Origin of the sequence: Psychrobacter nivimaris (assembly GCF_904846365.1) — a bacterium.
GTDB classification, from domain to species: domain Bacteria; phylum Pseudomonadota; class Gammaproteobacteria; order Pseudomonadales; family Moraxellaceae; genus Psychrobacter; species Psychrobacter nivimaris_B.
Window position 1 is genome coordinate 110147 of sequence record NZ_CAJHAL010000007.1, and the last position, 19837, is coordinate 129983.

Sequence of the window (19837 nt, forward strand, 5' to 3'; positions counted from 1 at the left end):
GGATTGACTATAATCCAAACTACTCTGCCAATAGCTTCGTAAGCATCTCATCAATCTCAACCTTGAACTCTTTGTCTTCAATTTTATTGGCTGTGACTTTAGCATTTTGCAGACTTTGGATAGCGGCTTCTTTTTCGCCTGTCTCAAGCTGTAGCACCGCCATAGAAAAAGCAATCGATGACATATGATCTTTTGAGTTAATGGCAGTAGCCTTGGTCAATGCTTTGTCATAAATGACCAGTGCTGCGTCCAAATCTTCTGTGAAGTCAGCAAGCGTTTCCCATTGTTCTGGGTGGTCTTTGTCAGTGCCTTCATTATCGGTACAAATGGCGTTTAGTTCAGCATACAGCGAATCAAATTTTTCTTGATTGCCTCTGCGATCCGCTTCTAATAACTCTTCGGCTAAGGTGTAAATGGCTTTATATATTTTGGTATTAATCATTGTTTACAACCTTTTATAGACTATATCGTGTGTGATTAGGATTATAACGTAATTCTGGCGGCTCAGATGATTGCCTTGAAAGAAGAACACGATATTTATGTGGCTGTTATTAACATTACTATGAACCTTGTTAAGGTTGCTATTCATACTATAGTCGATTCAATTTAAAAGTAGTACAAGGCAACCGAGTGCAGATATATATTAGTATGCTTAGCGAGGATGACGATGTAGCGGATTTATATAAACTTGACTATATTAGGGTTACAACTCTCGCCAGTGTAACCACAGTCGAGTATCCAACTCAAACTGATGATACTCAGGCTCCATATGGCAGCATAATTGATAAAACGCTTTGTTATGCTCATGCTCTTTGAAATGGGCAAGCTCGTGCACCACTATCATGCGCAAAAACTCTGGCGGCGCGTCTTTAAATAGACTGGCTACCGTGATGCTATTGTGCGATTTGAGCTTACTGCCTTGTACGCGCGATTGCGTCGTATGGATACCTAAGGCATGTTTTAAAACCTTGAGCTTACTGCTATAACTGACATTTGATAGCTGACCAATCTTACGCATGTATTGAGTTTTTATCTCATTTATATACTGATAGAGCGCTTTGTCGCTTTGGATTTGATGCTGAGTTGGGTACTTTTTTTCCAGATACTCGCCTAACCTACCCTCACTGATAAGCTGAGCAGCTTGAGTTTGAATCTGTTCTGAGTAATGCGCTATGTACTTTAATTTGGTCACAAATGTATCCTTTGCTAATACGTTGCAGCGTATCAGTCGATCAATTTAATCTTAGGGAATTTTACCTTATATTTGCGGCGCTTGTTTGCCACTTATTTGGGATATACCCTCAACCCAAACGATAGTTATTTATAAATGGTTATTCATAAAAAAACCCATAAGCTGCGTTCAACTTATGGGGATATTTTTACTAATAGTTTTACTTAAAAAGTTTGCCTGATTAACGCTCTAAATGCAGATACTGCAAGTGACGTTCGTACTGATTTAAGATATCAACCAATACTTGCTCTTTTGAGTAGCCAACCAAGTCATACTCTTGCGAGCCTTCACTTAAGAACACTTCCGCACGGTAGTAGTACTCTGCATGCTTGGTAGATGTGCTCAATGTAAAGTTAGGACGATGAGCTTTAATCAGATTGACTTCATAAATAAAGTCATCTTCATCACCATGACCGACACGCAGTTTTAGACCGTCTACCTGACCACTATCTTGGTCCATGCCTGCATCGATACCTTCACCGATACTGGCAAGGTTTTTGGTATCTAACGATGTTTTGAGACCACCTGCTTTAAACTCTTTTTCGACCTCAGACATCGCTGGCATCACGACCGTATGCAAGAATTTTTCAACCTGTGCATGGCCTGGGAAGCTTACAATACGTTGCAAGCGCGCTTTCCAGCTCTTCCCGCTGTCCAACACATTTGCTGTGCCAATTGTACTGGCTTTACGCTTGTTGCCTTCTTCTTTTAACGACTTCCACATAGACATCATGTAAAGCACAAGAATGATAGAGAATGGCAAGCCTGCAATGACAGAGACAGATTGCAATGAGGCAAAACCACCTGCAAATAGCAGTCCTAACGTAATAAGACCAGTCGCTGCTGCCCAAAACAGACGTAACCAAACAGGAGCATCGGTATCATTGGTCATACCTCTTGAGCTCAAGTTCGCTAATACTAAAGCGCCTGAGTCAGCAGAAGTCACAAAGAAAATAAGACCAATAACCACACCAGCAAATGATAATACTTCACTGTAAGGGAAGTATTCAAACAGCGCAAACATACCCATTGCCGCATCATTGACCGCGATTTCACCAAGCTCTGTTGCGCCATTAGCAACCAAGTCTATCGCTGAATTACCAAAGATAGAGAACCATGCAAAAATAAACCCAAGCGGAATAAACATCACGCCAAATACAAACTCGCGTAACGTACGGCCACGACTAATACGTGCAATAAATAGACCTACAAATGGTGCCCAAGCTACCCACCATGCCCAGAAAAATATCGTCCACCAAGATTTCCACTCGGCACCAGCAGCACCGTCATAAGCATAAACGTCAAAGGTTTTATAAATGATGGTTTGAAAATATTGACCGATATTTTGAGTAAAGGTATTTAATAGATACACCGTATTGCCCATTACCAATATGGCAAGCAACAAGAGTATTGACGACAGCATGTTGAATTCAGATAGACGACGAACGCCTTTTTCGACACCTGTCATCGCAGAGATAGCAGCAGCCGCGACAACACCTACGATGATGAGCGCCTGAACCGTTTTGCTAGATTCGATACCGAACACATGAGTCAAGCCAGCATTTGCCTGTAATACCCCAATACCTAAACTGGTTGCAATACCCATCAACGTACAGACGACACCGAAGGTATCAATACCATCGCCTAACCAACCTTTGATTAAACGTTCACCAAATATCGGTGTCAACGGCGAGCGTAACGCGAGTGGCATGTTTTTGCGATAAGCAAAGTAAGCCAGCGCCATACCGATTAGTGCATAAATACCCCACCCGTGTAGACCCCAATGCAAGAAAGTCTGAGCAAGTGCTTCGCGCATGGCCTCAGCACTAGCAGGCTCTAAGCCTGTATGCGGGGTCAAATAATGCATCAAAGGCTCAGAGGCACCAAAGAACAACAGGTCAATACCAATACCCGCTGAGAACAGCATGGCCGCCCACGCTAAAAACGGAAATTGTGCTTTTTCGTGGTCTTGACCAAGCTTTATATCACCATACTTAGAAAAACCAACAAACAACGCAAAGATACTATAAGCGGCAACCACCAACATATAATACCAGCCAAACTTGTCTGATACCCAAGTCATGCTCGCGCTTAACAAGGCCTCACTATAATCTGGAAAAACGATGGTCCAGATTATCAATAAAATAGAAATAATAGCTGAGCCCATAAACACGGTTTTGTTTAGGGTCAGAGGTTTCGTCACATCTTGTGATGGCGAACTGTACATAAAAGACCTCAATATATAAATTAAACAGGGTCCGATATTGCTTTGTCCGGCATCGTCTAATAGTAGACTGATAATCTATAACCGTATAACGTGGAACCAACCGCATGACGGACAAAGCAGTACCAATAAATAAAAAGCTAATAAAATTATAAACAAATTCAACCTGAACGGTATTCATTATTCTAATACGTTAGCGCTGATAGAAAAGGCCTCTACTTGGAAAGGCCTTTTGGTTAAAATTTTCTCATATCGTTATTTATTCAGTAACCTGTATGCAGGCTTATATCGCAGCCTACACCGTCGAGAGATAATCGCACATTGGCTCTGAGCGCAGCGGTGCACCATTGGCCACGTAATAATCTGCCGTTGAACGTGGCAGCTGTACGCCTCTCATCTTATCGGCGATTTTTTCTGCCAACATAATGGTCGTTGCGTTGAGATTGCCACTGATGATATTGGGCATAATCGATGCATCAACGACACGCAAGCCATCAATACCATGTACCAGACCTTCGCCATTCACTACCGAATCGTTATCTTCACCCATCGCACAGGTACAAGATGGATGATAAGCCGTCTCACTATGATTGCGTACATATTTATCTAGCTGGGCGTCGGTGACCAAATCATCGGTCGGTGCAATTGCGCGACCACGATAAGGATCAAGCGCTGGCTGATGCATGATCTCACGCGTGATACGCATTGCAGCACGGAACTCTTGCCAGTCTTGATCATGTGACATATAGTTGAACAAGATACTTGGATGCGCTTTCGGGTCACGTGATTTTAGCTTGACGCGGCCACGGCTTGGTGAGCGCAGTGAGCCAACGTGTGCTTGGAAGCTATGCGATTTAACCGCACTGCGGCCATCGTAGCGTACAGCTAGTGGCAAGAAATGATACTGAATATTTGGATGGGTAAACTTCTCATCCGTACGGATAAAACCGCCACCTTCGAATTGATTAGACGCACCAAGACCTGTGCCATTGAATAACCATTCTGCACCAATTGCAGGCTTATTCCACCATTTATTGGCAGGCGCGATTGACACTGGCAGTTTGCATTCATACTGCATATACAGCTCTAGATGGTCCTGTAAATTATTACCAACACCTGGCAGATCCAATATTTCGGTCACGCCAGCGTCTTTTAGCCACTGACCAGGACCGATACCTGAGCGCTGCAGTAGTTGCGGCGAGGCAATCGCACCAGATGAGACAATTACTTCGCGAGCGGCATGAAAGTTTTTGGTCTGGCCTTCGTGTTCGACTTTGACACCGACAGCGCGTTTGCCGTCAAATAAAATTACGTCAGTCAATGCACCCGTCAAAATCGTAATGTTGCTACGTGATTTGGCACGGTCAAGATAGCCGCGAGCCGTTGATGCACGGCGACCATTAGGCGTCACGAATCGATCCATCGGACCAAAACCTTCTTGCTGATAGCCGTTTAGATCTTCGGTACGTGGATAGCCCGCTTGTACGCCTGCTTCAATCATAGCTTGGAACAGTGGATTGACCCCTGGCTTTGAGGTAGTCATTTCAACAGGACCGCCCACGCCATGATAGTCATTCTCGCCAGCATCACAGTTTTCTAGCTTTTTAAAATAAGGCAGGCAATCCGAATACGTCCAGTCTGATAGGCCTTTTATCTTAGACCAATCATCAAAATCTAACGCATTACCACGAATGTAGCACATACCGTTAATCAATGATGAGCCACCTAACCCTTTACCGCGGCCACAATCCATGACACGGTTATTCATATATGGCTCAGGGTCTGTCTTATACCCCCAGTTATAAGTCGTCCCTTGTAGCGGCATAGCAAGCGCAGCTGGCATTTGGGTACGGAAGTCAAAACGATAATCTGGACGACCTGCTTCTAACAGCAGTACTTTAATACTGGCATCTTCGGTCAGACGTGTGGCCAGCACATTTCCTGCTGAGCCTGCTCCGACAATAATATAGTCATACTCAGGTGTGGTTGATGTCATAACATACTCCATAATATTGAAAAAACATAAATCGTTTAGGGTCAGTAAGGTGTCCTAAAAAGGCTAAATAAAAGCTAATAAGAAACCTTACTGGCTTCGTTTTTCTCAATAAGATTGATTAAAAGACAGATTCAAACGCACCCAACTCTACTTGGATAGATTTGGTCTGAGTATAGTGTTCGAGCGCTTCGATACCGTTTTCGCGGCCGATACCAGAATGCTTGTAGCCGCCTACTGGCATTTGTGCTGCCGACTCGCCCCACGTATTCAACCAGCAGATGCCAGCTTCGATCTGAGCGATGACTCGATGCGCGCGTTTTAGATCTGCAGTCACAACCCCAGCTGCCAAACCGTAATCGGTATCATTGGCGCGGCGAATAACCTCTTCTTCGGTCTCGTACGTCAATATCGACATCACTGGGCCAAAGATTTCTTCGCGTACGATAGTCATATCGTCCGTGCAATCAGTGAATACTGTCGGTGCGACAAATGCGCCGTTTGCAAGCTCGTTTGTCGTAACGCGCTCGCCACCTGTTAGCAGGCGTGCACCGCTTTTTTTACCTTGTTCAATATAGCCAAGCACGCGCTCCATATGCGGGAAGCTAACCAGTGGACCCATATTGATGTTCTCATCCATAGGATCGCCTAGCTTAATACGCTCAACACGAGTTAAGATAGCTTGCTCAAACTTAGCTTGTAGTGCTTTAGGGATAAATACGCGTGTGCCATTGGTACATACCTGACCAGTACTATAAAAGTTGGCCATCATAGCGATGTCAGCAGCGGTATCGATATCTGCGTCATCAAATATGATCAATGGCGATTTACCACCAAGCTCTAAGGTTACGTCTTTTAGAGATGAGCTTGCTGCACTTGACATGACTTTTTTACCAGTTGGTACACCACCTGTGAACGATACTTTTGCGATATCTGGGTGTTCGGTCAGCGCTTGACCCACTTCATAGTTGCCTTGTACGACGTTAAATACACCATCTGGCAATCCAGCTTCTGTCAATATCTCTGCCAGTTTCAATGCCGTCAATGGTGTCACTTCTGATGGTTTAAAAATCATCGCATTACCAGCAGCCAGTGCAGGTGCTGCTTTCCACATCGCGATTTGAATCGGATAGTTCCATGCGCCAATACCTGCGACCACGCCAAGTGGTTCACGGCGAGTATAGACAAAGCTAGTATCACGCAATGGAATCTGACGACCCTCAATCATCGGTGCCAGACCTGCATAGTATTCAACGACATCAGCGCCAGTAACGATATCGACGTACTTCGTCTCAGAGTAGGCTTTACCTGTGTCTTTGGTCTCAAGTAGTGCCAACACATCATTGCGATCGCGCAATATCTCAACAGCCTTTGATAAAATGCGACCACGCTCAACTGCTGTCATCGCCGCCCAAACTTTTTGACCTTTATGTGCGGCTTTTACCGCCTCGTCAATTTGCTCATTGCTGGTTTGCTGAATCGTTGCCAATACTTCACCAGTGGCTGGATTGATATCTTCAAAAGTCGTCAGCGATTCATCAACCGCTAGATAACGACCGTTGATATAAGCTGTTTGTACTTGGTCTAAATCGATAATATCTGTCAAATTATTAAAATCAGTCATAAATTCTCCTTAGGACGATTGGCAAAATTAGCTATATAAAAGTACTCAGGCCGAATAATGTCGTCGTTAGTTAAGTTTCGAAATTTAGTCTTTAAATAGTGAATTAAAAATTATTTTATAAATCAGCAACGTTTTACAAATCAAAGTCTTGTTGTGTCATTTTTATCAAGCGATCACGTAATGATTGTTTGTCTGCGATATCGATGCCTGAAAAGTCTGAGAGCCAAATACCATCAGCGACGAGGCGAACCATACATAATGTCTCGGTATTATCCGTTGCCGCATGTTTTTTGAGTTGCTCATTCGCCCACTTAGCCCACAACTCACGCAACTCACTATCACCTAGCATCAGCACATATAAGGTTGCTTGATTATCGTATTCTTCCTGCCCTTGCTCGCCGAGGCTGATGGTGGCATCTATATAAGCGCGGGTAAATGAACCGTACTTAACAGGGTCGTCAGCCATTGCTGCGTTTACTTCTGCCTCAAACTTAGCCATTGCATCATTGAAGACTTCTAGCACGAGTGCGTTTTTGGTAGAAAAATGATGCATCACACCACCCTTTGTCACCCCAACCGCATCAGCGACTGCCTGAAACGTCACTTTAGATAGGCCCTGCTCCAATGTGATACGTGCTGCCTGATCTAACAACGCACGACGAATAACTTCTGGCTGTTTTTTACGCTTATAAGCATTTTTCATATCAATGCACCACAGAATTAGACAATAAGTTCATCACAACAACACCACCGACGATCATCGCGATACCGACCACTGCTGCTGTATCAAGATTTTGCTTGAATAGCACCACACCAGCGAGTGATGTCAGCACAATCCCAAGCCCGCCCCACAGTGCGTACGCAATGCCTAGCGGTATGGTCTTAAGGGTCTGCGCCAGCAAATAAAATGAGATGACATAAAGTAAACACATAATGAGCGTCGGTACCAGACGCGTGAACTGCTCTGACTTCATCAAAAAAGTAGTGCCAATCACTTCACAAATGATGGCAATGGCTAAGTAACCATAAGCAATCGTAGTAGGACTCATCTTTAGAACACCCGCTTTTGTTCAACGCATGCTATGAAAAAACATAGCAAAGAAACCACATGGTCGGTATTTTATAGAACACTACTGCCAATGTGAAGGGCTATCTTGCAACTTTATTGTGTCAAACGGTATCGCATCACCTTTATATTCAACAACACAAAGTACCAAAAACAGTTTTACTTTGCCGAATTGATGTCTGGTTCTATATTCTTATCGTTTGTCCATGTGCCATAAAAAATTTTCTGAAAATGTTTTTTATTTCTAAAGCCTATTTATAGTGATTTTTTATAAAGCTCTGCCTTGAAATAGCCTATCTGATAAGGGATTGGCGTTAATTTTCAATAATTGCGATAATATTTATAATTAAACGCATAATAAGGTTGACAGCCTGTAGTGACTTGGCTAAAATGTGCCCCACATAACGCAAACAAGCTAATTAACTGCTTTAATATAAAGCATCAATGACTTGCTGTTATGACCAGCTATTCTCCAATAGCTCAGTTGGTAGAGCAACGGACTGTTAATCCGTGTGTCCCTGGTTCGAGCCCAGGTTGGAGAGCCATATACTAAAAACCTTCATCATAATTTGATGGAGGTTTTTTTATTGCTGTGTCTTTTATATTTACTTCTAATAATATTAGCACGGCTGTGGTGTTCTTTTAGACATTTTTGTTGTATGGTAAGATTAGTTTTGATTGGGTTCGTTTTTGTTTGAGTGCTTCGCTCTTACTCACTAAAAGTAATGGTTTATTATGATACCTGTACGTATAAAAAATAAGTTTTCTGATCATCCGCAAAAAATCATGCGCCCGATTAGTATTCGTTTGTCTGAAGAAATGATTGGTCTATTAGAAACGACGTCATCAGACTTGGGCTTTAAGCGCATTCAAGGGCTTATTCGTCTTTATATTCGTCAGGGCTTAGATCGTGACCATCAGGATTATACGCTTGCCCATGATGAAGTATTCATCGAAACACTACGTAAGCGCGGCGTTAGCCAACATATTATTGATGAAGCGATTGTAGTAACGCATAATAACAACATCACTCATCCGCTATCTGAATTACAAGACAACGATTAAACAATTAATAGTGTCGTTACTAATGAATAGTATCGCTGCTAGATAGTCTTAAAATAAAAAAGACCGAGTTTGCTAACGCGAGCTTGGTCTTTTTTGTGGCTGTTATAAAAGTCTAAGCATTACTGATATTTCTCTAACTCTCCTCTTGTTATGCCCTTCTTACATTTAATCTACAGTAAGTATGTTTTTAAGTACTCTGCGATATTTGCGGTTTTAGTTAGCCATAACTAAACACAACAGATGTTTAAACAAGGTATATTAAACATATAGTCGCGACTATTTATAAGGTTTCAACATAATAAAGATCTGCAAGGAGGGGTACGATGACGGGCTTACATCAGCGTTTCAACAAAACTTTGTTTTCAACCATGACGGTAGCAATGCTAGTGATTGCGACTGGCTGCTCATCGCCGCAGACTGATCCAAGTAAAACAACGATACCGACAGATTCTGACCAATGGCAAAAAAAATTAGGGCAAACTTTTGAGCAGTTGTCTGAGGCCGATCAACAAGTACTCAGCCGATATATGCTACGTATGAAATTGAGCGACGCTTATGAATCAGGAGCCATGCCGCGTACCACTATCAAGCAAGCGCTAATACAACAGCGTGAATATGAACGTCTGCATCCAAACAACCCAACGGGCAAGAAAAGCCCAATTGTCAAAGGTCAGGCGGCGAACGCTACCGCACAGATGTATCCTGTCGCCCTGCTCCCTGTGAAAACCAGTGATAGCGATAGCTTAAATCAAGTCAAAATGCAGTTTATGCTATCCAATCATGGCAAAAGCGCGATAAAAAGCTTTAAAGGGACGCTGACCATGAAAGATGCCAATCTTACAAAGGGCAAAAACTTTAATGTGCCTTTGACAACGTTTGACCCACCTATCGCACCAGAACAGTCTGGCAAGATCATTATTGAAAGCAGCATTGAGGATATCAATGTCATGCGCGCTATCAAAAATGCTAGTGGCATCACTATCGAGATTAATAAAGGCATGCTTATCTTAGTAGACGATCAGACAATCGAATTTGAAAACTCACTGGTGAAGTAGCTGTACAACCTACTATTGAGGATTTTATAGAAGGTACTAATTAATATTTTTATTAATACCATAAAAAAAAGCCCCAATCAGCAATGATTGGGGCTTTTTCGAATTTGGCGGAGACGGAGAGATTCGAACTCTCGAAGGGCTATTAACCCTTGTCGGTTTTCAAGACCGGTGCATTCAACCGCTCTGCCACGTCTCCATTGGTGCATCATTATATAGATATCATTTTATAATGCAAGCCCTTAAACTAAAAAAATTCAATTAATTTTCGAACACTTGTAAATTGGTGCATTATCGCTTGCTTGAGGCCAGATGTAAGCACATATCGAGCAGCCTGTTGGCATAGCCCCATTCATTATCGTACCATGCAAAAACCTTATATTGACCACCCACTTGCATAAGCTGCTGACCATCAATGATAAGCGACTCAGTCTGATGGATAAAGTCGCTAGATACTAACGGCTCATCGGTATATGCCATGATGTCATGCAAATGCGCCTGACTGGCAGATTTAAGTACTTCTCGTACTGTCTCGACATCAACATCTGGCGTATCAAATACAAAGGTGACATCAATCGCAGCCACGTCGATAGTGGGCACACGTATCGAATGTCCATTTATCTTGCCGACCATGGCTGGTAGCACACGTTCTGTCGCAGCGATACTACTGGATGTCGTTGGGATAATGTTATAGCCAGAAGCGCGCGCCCGTCTTGGATCTCGATGTGCTTGATCTAGAACTGTCTGATCGGCAGTAACTGCATGAATTTCTGTCATCATAGCGGACTTGACGCCGAACGCTTTATCCAATGTGTCAATCAGCGGCACCAGTGCCTGCGTGGTACAAGAAACGCTGGAGATAATCGGTAAATCAAGCGTGAGCGCATCTGTATTGACCCCCATAACGATACAAGCATCCACATCGTCAAATGGCGCGGCACCGATAATTACTTGCTGTGCGCCTGCATGGATGTGTAGCGTCGCTTGCTCATACGAGCGAAAATGCCCAGTACACTCTAAAACCACATCGACCCCTAGCGACTGCCAAGGTAGGTTTTGTGGATTGGGCTCTGAGAGCATATTAATGCAATAGGTCAGATTGTTTTTGGTGAGACAGAGCTCAGTCTTGCTCATATCACCTGACTCACTCTCTACAATCTCAGCATTGACCCCTAATCGACTGAGGCGGCCATGTGTGCTGTCAAACTTCAATAAATGCAATAAGATATCCGCTGGCGCTAAATCATTAATTGCCACTACATGAATCGCACGGCCCAACACTTCAAAGCGCTCTAACAAAGCACGAAGTACATTGCGCCCTATACGACCAAAGCCATTGATAGCCACTCTCAATGGCTGTGAGTGCTCACCAGTGGTACGATACGTCGCCGCTATCGGGTCAGAGGTCAATTGATAAGTAGCGCTCGAAAAATCAGGCATAACATCGGACATAAAGGGTATCGCTATAAATGGGGGTAAAAACTGAGCGTTATCACGTTGAGTGCGCTAATGATTGCTGAATACTAAAAAATAGTAAAATTAAAGCCTATAAAAATAAAGGTAACAAAGTTATAGGCAATAAAATTATAGGCAGCAAAACTATGGGGTGATAAAAATCAATGCGAGGCGAATGGTATTGTAGTCAATGCTTTGCTTGAGATGATCATATATCGGACGCAGCTTGATGCTACCGTCATCATTGAAGTCATTTGGATTATTGGCGACTTTAATGGCGACATAGGCATTACCTACGGCTGTCATCACCTTATCATCTGGACGCAGATGATCGCAGGCAAGACTCGGATCTTGTGATTTTAGCTCACCGATATGGCGCATGATGGTTGATTGTGACAATTGACGTGCTTCTGAAATCTCCGCAATGGTCAAACTCTCCTCCAATAACACTCGGGTTGCACGCAAGGTGCTTTCTGACTTATCAGAGACCTGATTGCCCTGTTTTTGCTTTTTATCTATTTGCGCTTGCTGCTGTTCGCGGCGCTTTTTTTGCAGCGCGGCATAGGCATCAATCACGGATTGACTGAGCGTACCACCTGACTTTAAGACAAACTTCTCATGTGCCTGCTGCATGCTTTCTTCATCGAGCATGGCATAGTTGGCATCAGCTTCGTCAGACAGCACCAAAAATCGCTTGTCTGCGCCGCGTGCTAATGGATCAAGTTGCAAGCTCATGTCATTCATACCCAGCAGCTGCAATCCTGCCAGCGACTTGAGACGTGACAAGGCCACATAGCCTTGCCCAAGCTCAAAAGTACGCGACAAATCGATTTCAGCTGCATCGAGGGTCATGCCCTGGGATTTATGGATGGTAATCGCCCATGCTAGACAGAGTGGCACTTGTAAATAACTTGCTAGCACATCACCCGTTTCATCTTCGATAATCCACTCTTCAGGCTCAGCGATGACTTCTCGTCCTGAATTAAGCCGCACGACAGGCATTTTCTGGGTCGTTGGTTTCTTCGACTTTGGTTTTTCTTTGTCTTTTTTAGCAGCGGACTTCTTACCTTTTGTCGTTTTTTCGCCAGCAGCCTCTTCATCAACGTCATCGCTGCTATCGTCTTCGATTAACGCGTCACTACTGTCTTTATCCTCTATCTTGACAGCAGCAAAACCAATCAACTCGCCCATCGTTCCGTTAGAGACACCAAGCTCAGCATTGTTTTTGATAAACATGACCTTTGAGCCAACTTTTAGAATCAACTCATCTTGCGTACGTACGGTTTTTTTCAAGGTTTCAACCAGCTTGCTATCGCCAGTGGTCGTCGCCTCAAAGCGCATCATCTCACCGTCGAGCGCAGCCAGCTCTTTGTCATTGATTTTATTGACATTGAGATTATGCGTGTAGAGACGGGTACGCTTGATATCGACGCTTTGGTCATGCGTGTTCTCTAAAGCGGCAATCGCCTCAAACGTCACTTCCTGACGACGGATTTGATTGAGAATATCATCTAGATCAAGCCCGCCATTCGCCGCGTCACTGACTTGTCTATGCTGCTCTGACAGATAGCAAATATGGAACTTGGCATCGAGCCACGCCTCAGACATAAAGGCAAATTTTTCACGATTGCTCTCGCCCTTGCTACCGATGGGCGGCAGCTGAAAAAAGTCCCCTGCGACAACGACTTGTATACCACCAAAGGCTTTGTTATTTTTGCGGACATGCTTGAGGACTTGGCTGACCAAATTGAGCTGCTTGGCATGTAGCATCGATATCTCGTCAATAACCAACACAGCCGTGTCTTTTAGTCTGTCTGCTAAGAACTGCTTGCGTGATAAATTTGTCAAATCTCGATCAGACAGCTCATCCTTGATACCAATACCCGACCAACTATGAATCGTTGTGCCGTTCATGTGTGTGGCAGCAATACCGGTACTGGCAGTCACCGCAACAGGCACACGGCGAGCGCGTAGATAATCAATATATTGATTGAGCGTATAGGTCTTACCTGAGCCTGCTGAGCCCGTTAAAAAGACATTTTGACCTGTTTTTAAGATATCGAGAGCAGAAGATTGACGCATAGATTCAAACCAGCTAGTAATGTGAAAAAAGAGAATAATAAAACCATCATCATAATGGAAAAAAACGCAACATTTGCCTAAAATCACCTAAAATTTGCGGGCTGTGCAACCTTGAGGTATCGACAATAAAATAAACAATTGTCAATAGAATATAGATAAAAAATGCTTTATTTTTTATAAATGCAAAAAATCAATAGCTTATCTTTTAATTTTGTCCGTAAAGTATCTGCTTTGATCATAAATACCAAGCCTATGCATTCTAGGCTTTACAGCAATAAAATCATGGCCATTAAAGCAAACTTCCTGTTATGTGTTAACTCATCAGTCATTATAAAATTTTAGTATGATTATCAGCAGAAGCCGAGTAGTATGAAACGTGTACAGAGAGCAATTGATGTTAATCAATCACAACATCAACTGATATTGTTTTGCGATAACAGATATTAGGATAGATAAAATTGCGCTTGTATTATCCGATAAAACAAACAACACAACAAGGAGTGTTTCATGCTGTATGCAAATCCCAATACGGAAGGTAGCCCTGTTCAGTTCCGCGAAAAATACGATAACTTTATTAATGGTGAGTGGACCGCTCCTATCGATGGAGAGTATTTTGATAACACAAGCCCCATCGATGGTAAAACTATTTGCCAAGTCGCCCGCTCAAAACCTGCCGATATTGAAAAAGCACTAGATGCCGCACATGCTGCCAAAGATGCTTGGGGTAAGACCAGTGTTACTGAACGTGCCAACTTGTTACTCAAAATTGCTGACAGCATGGAAGCCAACCTAGAAGCGATTGCGATTGCCGAATGTTACGAAAACGGCAAACCTGTTCGTGAGACACTCGCAGCCGACATCCCTCTAGCCATTGATCACTTCCGTTATTTTGCCAGCGCCATTCGCGCACAAGAAGGCGGTATCAGTCAGATTGACGAAGACACTGTGGCTTATCATTTTCATGAGCCACTTGGTGTCGTCGGTCAAATCATTCCTTGGAACTTTCCTATCCTAATGGCCGTTTGGAAGCTAGCACCTGCCCTTGCTGCTGGTAACTGTGTCGTTCTAAAGCCAGCCGAACAAACGCCAGTTTCTATTCTGTTCATGTTAGAGACCATCGGCATCGCTGATATTTTACCAAAGGGTGTACTGAACGTCGTCAATGGCTTTGGGGTCGAAGCGGGTAAGCCACTTGCGTCAAATCCGCGCATCAATAAAGTTGCCTTTACAGGTGAGACTACCACTGGCCGCCTCATTATGCAGTACGCGAGCGAAAACATCATTCCAGTGACGTTAGAGCTTGGTGGCAAAAGCCCTAACATCTTCTTTGCCGATGTTATGGATGAGGACGATGACTTCTTGGACAAAGCGGTCGAAGGTCTAGTGATGTTTGCACTGAACCAAGGTGAAATCTGCACCTGTCCATCGCGGGCACTCGTTCATGAGAGCATCTATGATGAGTTTATCAAACGCTGTATCGCCCGTGTCGAGGCCATCAAAATGGGCAACCCACTCGATACCGACACCATGATTGGCGCGCAAGCCAGCTCAGACCAACTAGAGAAAATTTTATCTTATCTCGACATCGGTAAAAAAGAAGGCGCAAAAGTGCTCGTCGGCGGAGAGCAAGCTAAGCACGATGGCGACTTGACAGACGGTTACTACGTCAAGCCAACGATCTTTGAGGGCACCAACGACATGCGCGTGTTCCAAGAAGAGATCTTTGGACCTGTCCTTGCCGTGACTACTTTTAAAGACGATGACGAAGCCATGCAGATTGCCAATGACACCTTGTATGGTTTAGGCGCTGGTGTATGGACCCGTAGTGTACACAAGGCATATCGCTTCGGACGTGGTATCCAAGCAGGCCGCGTATGGACCAACTGCTATCATATTTATCCATCACATTCGGCGTTCGGTGGTTACAAACAATCTGGTATCGGACGTGAAAACCATTTAATGATGCTCGACCACTATCAGCAAACCAAAAACATGCTGGTGTCGTACAGTCAGAAAAAAATGGGCTTCTTCTAAACCATCATTTCTAATCATGGAGCGGGTTATCACAAGTGTTACATAGCCCGCTCGCTACAACGATCTAAATAAAAAACTGAGACGAATTTTTATATCCTCTAATGCGCTTAGGCGCACAGCAGGAAAAATTTGTAGCAGTCTTGCGTTCAAAATAAGGTGTTTGCATATTTTGAATGCAATATCGCAACAACTTTTTATATCAACATTTATCAATCACCCATAAAAGAGAGCTTATTATGACTAACAAAATGAAAGCCGCTGTATTACATGAGTTCGGTCAAGACTTAAAAATCGAAGAAGTCGACATTCCAACCGCAGGTGCTGGGCAAATAGTTGTCAAAATGCACGCCTCAGGCGTCTGTCATACTGATTTACATGCAGTTGAGGGGGACTGGCCTGTTAAGCCAAGCCCGCCATTTATCCCAGGTCATGAAGGTGTTGGCGTGATCACGGCGGTCGGTGACGGCGTAACTCATGTCAAAGCAGGTGACCGAGTTGGTGTGCCATGGCTATACTCTGCTTGTGGTCACTGTACGCATTGCTTGGGTGGCTGGGAAACCTTATGTAAAAAGCAAGAAAACTCTGGTTACTCAGTGAACGGTAGCTTTGCAGAATACGTCCTTGCAGATGCCAACTATGTTGGCATTATTCCTGAGAGTGTCGACTCCATTGAGATTGCCCCTGTTTTATGTGCGGGCGTCACGGTATATAAAGGTCTTAAAATGACCGACACCAAGCCAGGCGACTGGGTTGTTATTTCAGGTATCGGCGGCCTTGGTCACATGGCTGTACAATATGCCATTGCCATGGGGCTCAATGTTGCTGCTGTTGATATTGATGACGAAAAACTTGAATTCGCCAAAAAGCTGGGGGCAACAGTGACGGTAAATGCCAAAAATACAGACCCAGGCAAGTTGCTACAAGAAGAGATCGGTGGCGCTCATGGCGTGTTAGTCACTGCAGTATCATCAAAAGCTTTTGATCAAGCCTTAAGCATGTTACGTCGCGGTGGTACTTTAGTATGTAACGGACTCCCCACTGGCGACTTCCCGGTGTCAATCTTTGATACTGTACTCAATGGTATCACCATACGCGGCTCTATCGTTGGCACACGTCTTGACTTACAAGAGTCGCTAGATATGGCAGCGGCTGGCAAAGTCAAAGCGACCGTCAAAGCTGAGCCGTTAGAGAACATCAATGATATTTTTGAGCGGATGCGTAATGGCAAAATCGAAGGTCGTATCGTCATCGACTATAATCAATAACGGATAGTAAAATGACAGTGTTATAAGCTTATTACGTAGTTATTCCAACTGTCAATTATCAGCCGAAGGTCGTATCTTTTTAGTCATATGCCAGTTGTGATGTGTCTGAAGATGATGCGACCTTTTTGATTTGACTGTGGCATACTGATACTAGAGAGCAATTATATAAACCATGGATGGGCCATAAGAAGGAGTATGATATGAAACTGGCAGCAACAGAGTCGTGTAAGGCGTTGATTGAGCTACTAAAGTCCAAGCATGGAAAGCTGATGTTTCATCAGTCAGGTGGCTGCTGTGATGGTAGCTCGCCGATGTGCTATCCATTAGGAGAGTTTAAGGTAGGCGGTCAGGATGTGCTGGTTGGTGAGCTTGTTGACTGTCCATTTTATATGGGACGCGCACAATACAATCTATGGCAGCATACCGATTTGACCATTGATGTCGTCAATGGTCGCGGTGCGAGTTTTTCGTTAGAAATCCCTGAAGGCAAACGCTTTATCGTACGCTCAGAAATCTGTACGATATAAGGACGTTTGACGCAAAACTAGGTAGCATTAATCTTACCTAATGTACCGAATATAACAGTCTTAGCTTGTCCTATGATATTGGGGAAAACAGATACCGCAGAGTCATTTTTATTTTATTATTTTAGCAAAATAATAGTTACTGTAAAGCGTAAACTATTTTGATGAGCATGGATGCTATAAGGAATATAAAATGGAATTTGACACAACATTTGACTATGTCATCGTCGGTGGTGGATCAGCAGGTTGCGTGCTTGCCAGCCGTCTCACTGAAAACCCAGATATCAGTGTCTGCTTATTAGAGTACGGCGGTGATGGCAAAGATCTAGCAGTACGTGTGCCTGCTGGACTGATTCTTATGGTTCCTGGTAAACCGCTGAAATTAAACAATTGGTGCTTTCACACCACCCCGCAAGAGCACCTTAATAACCGTAAAGGTTTTCAGCCGCGTGGACAATGTCTGGGCGGCTCATCAGCGATCAATGCCATGATCTACACACGCGGTAGTAAACTAGATTATGAGCGCTGGGTAGAGCAAGGCTGTACTGGCTGGGGATTTGACGATGTATTGCCTTACTTTATCAAAGCTGAAAACAACGTTCGTGGTAGCGATGCTCTACATGGTGATAGCGGGCCGCTGCATGTTAGCGACCTACTCAGTCCACGAGACATCTCAAAAGCATTCGTAGAAGCTGCGATTGCCAACGGCCTAGATCACAACCCTGACTTTAATAGCGAAAAGCAAGACGGTACAGGGTTGTATCAAGTCACTCATTTCCATGGTGAAAAACAAGGTCAACGCTGCTCCGCTGCGGCCGCCTATCTACATCCTGTACAAAACCGCTCTAATCTAACTGTCATCACTCATGCGCAGGCTAACCGCGTCATTATCGAAGACAATCAAGCGACAGGCGTCGTCTACGAAAAAGACGGTGTCGAACATACTGTCACGGCGCGTCATGAAGTCCTACTATCAGGTGGCGCATTTGGTTCACCCAAAGTTCTGATGCTCTCAGGTATCGGCCCTGCAGATCATTTGCAGTCTCATGGTATCGATGTGGTGGTAAATGCACCTGAAGTCGGTGGTAATTTACAGGATCACTTAGACGTCGTCTTTGATTACGAGGTCAATACTACTGACGTCATCGGTATTGGCATGGCATCGATTTCGACATTGACCAAAAGCATTCGGCAGTGGAGAAAAGACGGTACAGGGTTACTGTCTACCAACTATGCAGAGGCGGGTGCGTTCTTTAGCGTTGGTGATGACCCAAAAGAGTGGCCAAACACACAGCTGCACTTTGTCATCTCGCGCGTGATAGAGCACGGTCGCGATCTCAGACGCGGATTTGCTGTCTCTTGTCACAGTTGCTACTTACGGCCTGAAAGTCGAGGTACTGTCAGATTGGACTCAGCCGACCCCTCCGATGCTGTCTTGATCGATCCAAACTATCTATCGCATCCAAAAGATGTAGAGTATATGGTTGCCGGTGCCGAGCGTACTCGCGCCATTATGCAAGAGTCTGCACTCGCTAAGTACATTACTGAAGACTACCCTGCCCCTTACCTCGAAAAAGACGGCATGCTCGGCTATATCAGAAATAAGTCAGATACCATCTATCACCCAGTAGGCACTTGCCGCATGGGCTCAGATGACAGCTCTGTGGTTGATTTGGAATTAAAGGTACGAGGTGTGAGTGGATTGCGAGTTATCGACGCTTCAGTGATGCCAACGCTTATTAGCGCCAATACCAATGCGCCAACTATTATGATTGCCGAAAAAATAGCAGACCTTATCAAGGCAACTCATAACCATGCCGAACACGTCTCTGCCTAGAATAATGATCTAACGTTACAAGGTGAGTTACCAAGCCCACTTAACCCACCAAGTGGCTGCGCGCTGCACAAGCGCTGTCCATATGCCAAACCACAATGCAGCGAAGTAGAGCCAAAACTGCGCGAATGGGATGGTCGATTGGTGGCTTGTTTACGTTTGGAAGAGATATATGGTTAAGGTGAACTAAGGTTGAGATGATTAATGACTAATCAATATTCACCACACCCCAACACTTAGGAAATTGACTACAACCAAAAAGAGAGTTTCCCAAACTTTGTGTAACTGCTTATAATCCACTAACAGGAGAATAAGCAATGACTAACCAATCTGACATCAAGAAACTGGCTGAGCAAATGGCCAGCAGCATGAAAAGCTTCGATGACAT

The 19837-nt window shown here is 44.1% G+C and carries 14 protein-coding genes, 2 tRNA genes and 3 pseudogenes; 9 read left to right on the forward strand and 10 right to left on the reverse strand.

Annotated features, from left to right (window positions below; genetic code table 11):
- Positions 1-19 precede the first annotated feature (19 nt).
- From JMX63_RS05020 to JMX63_RS05050, 7 genes and pseudogenes are all read right to left on the reverse strand, one after another.
- Positions 20-442, reverse strand: coding sequence for a tetratricopeptide repeat protein (locus JMX63_RS05020; protein WP_201571305.1), 423 nt, complete (start codon positions 440-442; stop codon positions 20-22).
- Between the two features lie 261 nt (positions 443-703).
- Positions 704-1192 (reverse strand): M48 metallopeptidase family protein, encoded by a 489-nt coding sequence (locus JMX63_RS05025; protein ID WP_201571307.1) that lies wholly within the window; start codon positions 1190-1192, stop codon positions 704-706.
- Positions 1193-1412: 220 nt separating this feature from the next.
- Positions 1413-3458: a choline BCCT transporter BetT gene (betT, locus tag JMX63_RS05030; protein ID WP_102092283.1), complete on the reverse strand. Its 2046-nt coding sequence runs from the start codon at positions 3456-3458 to the stop codon at positions 1413-1415.
- A 292-nt stretch (positions 3459-3750) separates the two neighbouring features.
- A complete protein-coding gene (gene betA, locus JMX63_RS05035) occupies positions 3751-5451 on the reverse strand; it encodes a choline dehydrogenase (protein WP_201571312.1) in 1701 nt (566 codons plus the stop codon).
- Between the two features lie 118 nt (positions 5452-5569).
- On the reverse strand, positions 5570-7072 hold the full coding sequence (gene betB / locus JMX63_RS05040; RefSeq protein WP_201571313.1) for a betaine-aldehyde dehydrogenase: 1503 nt from the start codon (positions 7070-7072) through the stop codon (positions 5570-5572).
- Positions 7073-7205: 133 nt separating this feature from the next.
- Positions 7206-7775 (reverse strand): TetR/AcrR family transcriptional regulator, encoded by a 570-nt coding sequence (locus JMX63_RS05045; protein WP_227673241.1) that lies wholly within the window; start codon positions 7773-7775, stop codon positions 7206-7208.
- 1 nt (position 7776) lies between these two features.
- Positions 7777-8124: pseudogene (locus tag JMX63_RS05050) on the reverse strand (DMT family transporter); the annotation flags it as partial.
- A gap of 483 nt (positions 8125-8607) precedes the next feature.
- Here JMX63_RS05050 and JMX63_RS05055 point away from each other — a divergent pair.
- The 3 genes from JMX63_RS05055 to JMX63_RS05065 all read left to right on the forward strand — a co-directional run bounded on the left by JMX63_RS05055 (position 8608) and on the right by JMX63_RS05065 (position 10258).
- Positions 8608-8683, forward strand: a tRNA-Asn gene (locus tag JMX63_RS05055).
- Between the two features lie 190 nt (positions 8684-8873).
- Entirely contained in the window at positions 8874-9203 is a 330-nt protein-coding gene (locus tag JMX63_RS05060) for a hypothetical protein (RefSeq protein ID WP_057761113.1), read from the forward strand.
- A 323-nt stretch (positions 9204-9526) separates the two neighbouring features.
- Entirely contained in the window at positions 9527-10258 is a 732-nt protein-coding gene (locus JMX63_RS05065; RefSeq protein ID WP_201571314.1) for a hypothetical protein, read from the forward strand.
- Positions 10259-10363: 105 nt separating this feature from the next.
- Here JMX63_RS05065 and JMX63_RS05070 read toward each other — a convergent pair.
- From JMX63_RS05070 to JMX63_RS05080, 3 genes are all read right to left on the reverse strand, one after another.
- Positions 10364-10454 (reverse strand) — tRNA-Ser (locus tag JMX63_RS05070).
- A gap of 92 nt (positions 10455-10546) precedes the next feature.
- Entirely contained in the window at positions 10547-11695 is a 1149-nt protein-coding gene (locus tag JMX63_RS05075) for a type I glyceraldehyde-3-phosphate dehydrogenase (protein WP_227673244.1), read from the reverse strand.
- 159 nt (positions 11696-11854) lie between these two features.
- The gene (locus JMX63_RS05080) at positions 11855-13792 is read right to left on the reverse strand and encodes an AAA family ATPase (protein ID WP_201571316.1); all 1938 of its coding nucleotides are present in this window, start codon (positions 13790-13792) and stop codon (positions 11855-11857) included.
- Positions 13793-14299: 507 nt separating this feature from the next.
- Here JMX63_RS05080 and exaC point away from each other — a divergent pair.
- From exaC to JMX63_RS14705, 6 genes and pseudogenes are all read left to right on the forward strand, one after another.
- The gene (gene exaC, locus JMX63_RS05085) at positions 14300-15826 is read left to right on the forward strand and encodes an acetaldehyde dehydrogenase ExaC (protein ID WP_160022231.1); all 1527 of its coding nucleotides are present in this window, start codon (positions 14300-14302) and stop codon (positions 15824-15826) included.
- 236 nt (positions 15827-16062) lie between these two features.
- Positions 16063-17091, forward strand: a complete 1029-nt coding sequence (gene adhP / locus JMX63_RS05090; RefSeq protein ID WP_201571323.1) for an alcohol dehydrogenase AdhP — start codon at positions 16063-16065, stop codon at positions 17089-17091.
- 200 nt (positions 17092-17291) lie between these two features.
- Positions 17292-17618 carry a DUF779 domain-containing protein gene (locus JMX63_RS05095; protein WP_165597405.1) on the forward strand — a complete coding sequence of 109 codons (327 nt, stop codon included), beginning with the start codon at positions 17292-17294 and terminating at the stop codon, positions 17616-17618.
- A gap of 190 nt (positions 17619-17808) precedes the next feature.
- Complete coding sequence (locus tag JMX63_RS05100) at positions 17809-19452, forward strand: GMC family oxidoreductase (RefSeq protein WP_201571327.1); 1644 nt, start codon at positions 17809-17811, stop codon at positions 19450-19452.
- Positions 19453-19473: 21 nt separating this feature from the next.
- Positions 19474-19629 (forward strand): annotated as a pseudogene (locus tag JMX63_RS05105) (oligopeptide/dipeptide ABC transporter ATP-binding protein); the annotation flags it as partial.
- Between the two features lie 137 nt (positions 19630-19766).
- A pseudogene (locus JMX63_RS14705) lies at positions 19767-19837 on the forward strand (transposase); the annotation flags it as partial.

Coding starts and splice junctions, on each gene's coding strand:
- JMX63_RS05020 (WP_201571305.1), bottom strand. CDS start 442: ATGATTAATACCAAAATATATAAAGCCATTTACACCTTAGCCGAAGAG.
- betT (WP_102092283.1), bottom strand. CDS start 3,458: ATGTACAGTTCGCCATCACAAGATGTGACGAAACCTCTGACCCTAAAC.
- betA (WP_201571312.1), bottom strand. CDS start 5,451: ATGACATCAACCACACCTGAGTATGACTATATTATTGTCGGAGCAGGC.
- betB (WP_201571313.1), bottom strand. CDS start 7,072: ATGACTGATTTTAATAATTTGACAGATATTATCGATTTAGACCAAGTA.
- JMX63_RS05045 (WP_227673241.1), bottom strand. CDS start 7,775: ATGAAAAATGCTTATAAGCGTAAAAAACAGCCAGAAGTTATTCGTCGT.
- JMX63_RS05060 (WP_057761113.1), top strand. CDS start 8,874: ATGATACCTGTACGTATAAAAAATAAGTTTTCTGATCATCCGCAAAAA.
- JMX63_RS05065 (WP_201571314.1), top strand. CDS start 9,527: ATGACGGGCTTACATCAGCGTTTCAACAAAACTTTGTTTTCAACCATG.
- JMX63_RS05075 (WP_227673244.1), bottom strand. CDS start 11,695: ATGCCTGATTTTTCGAGCGCTACTTATCAATTGACCTCTGACCCGATA.
- JMX63_RS05080 (WP_201571316.1), bottom strand. CDS start 13,792: ATGCGTCAATCTTCTGCTCTCGATATCTTAAAAACAGGTCAAAATGTC.
- exaC (WP_160022231.1), top strand. CDS start 14,300: ATGCTGTATGCAAATCCCAATACGGAAGGTAGCCCTGTTCAGTTCCGC.
- adhP (WP_201571323.1), top strand. CDS start 16,063: ATGACTAACAAAATGAAAGCCGCTGTATTACATGAGTTCGGTCAAGAC.
- JMX63_RS05095 (WP_165597405.1), top strand. CDS start 17,292: ATGAAACTGGCAGCAACAGAGTCGTGTAAGGCGTTGATTGAGCTACTA.
- JMX63_RS05100 (WP_201571327.1), top strand. CDS start 17,809: ATGGAATTTGACACAACATTTGACTATGTCATCGTCGGTGGTGGATCA.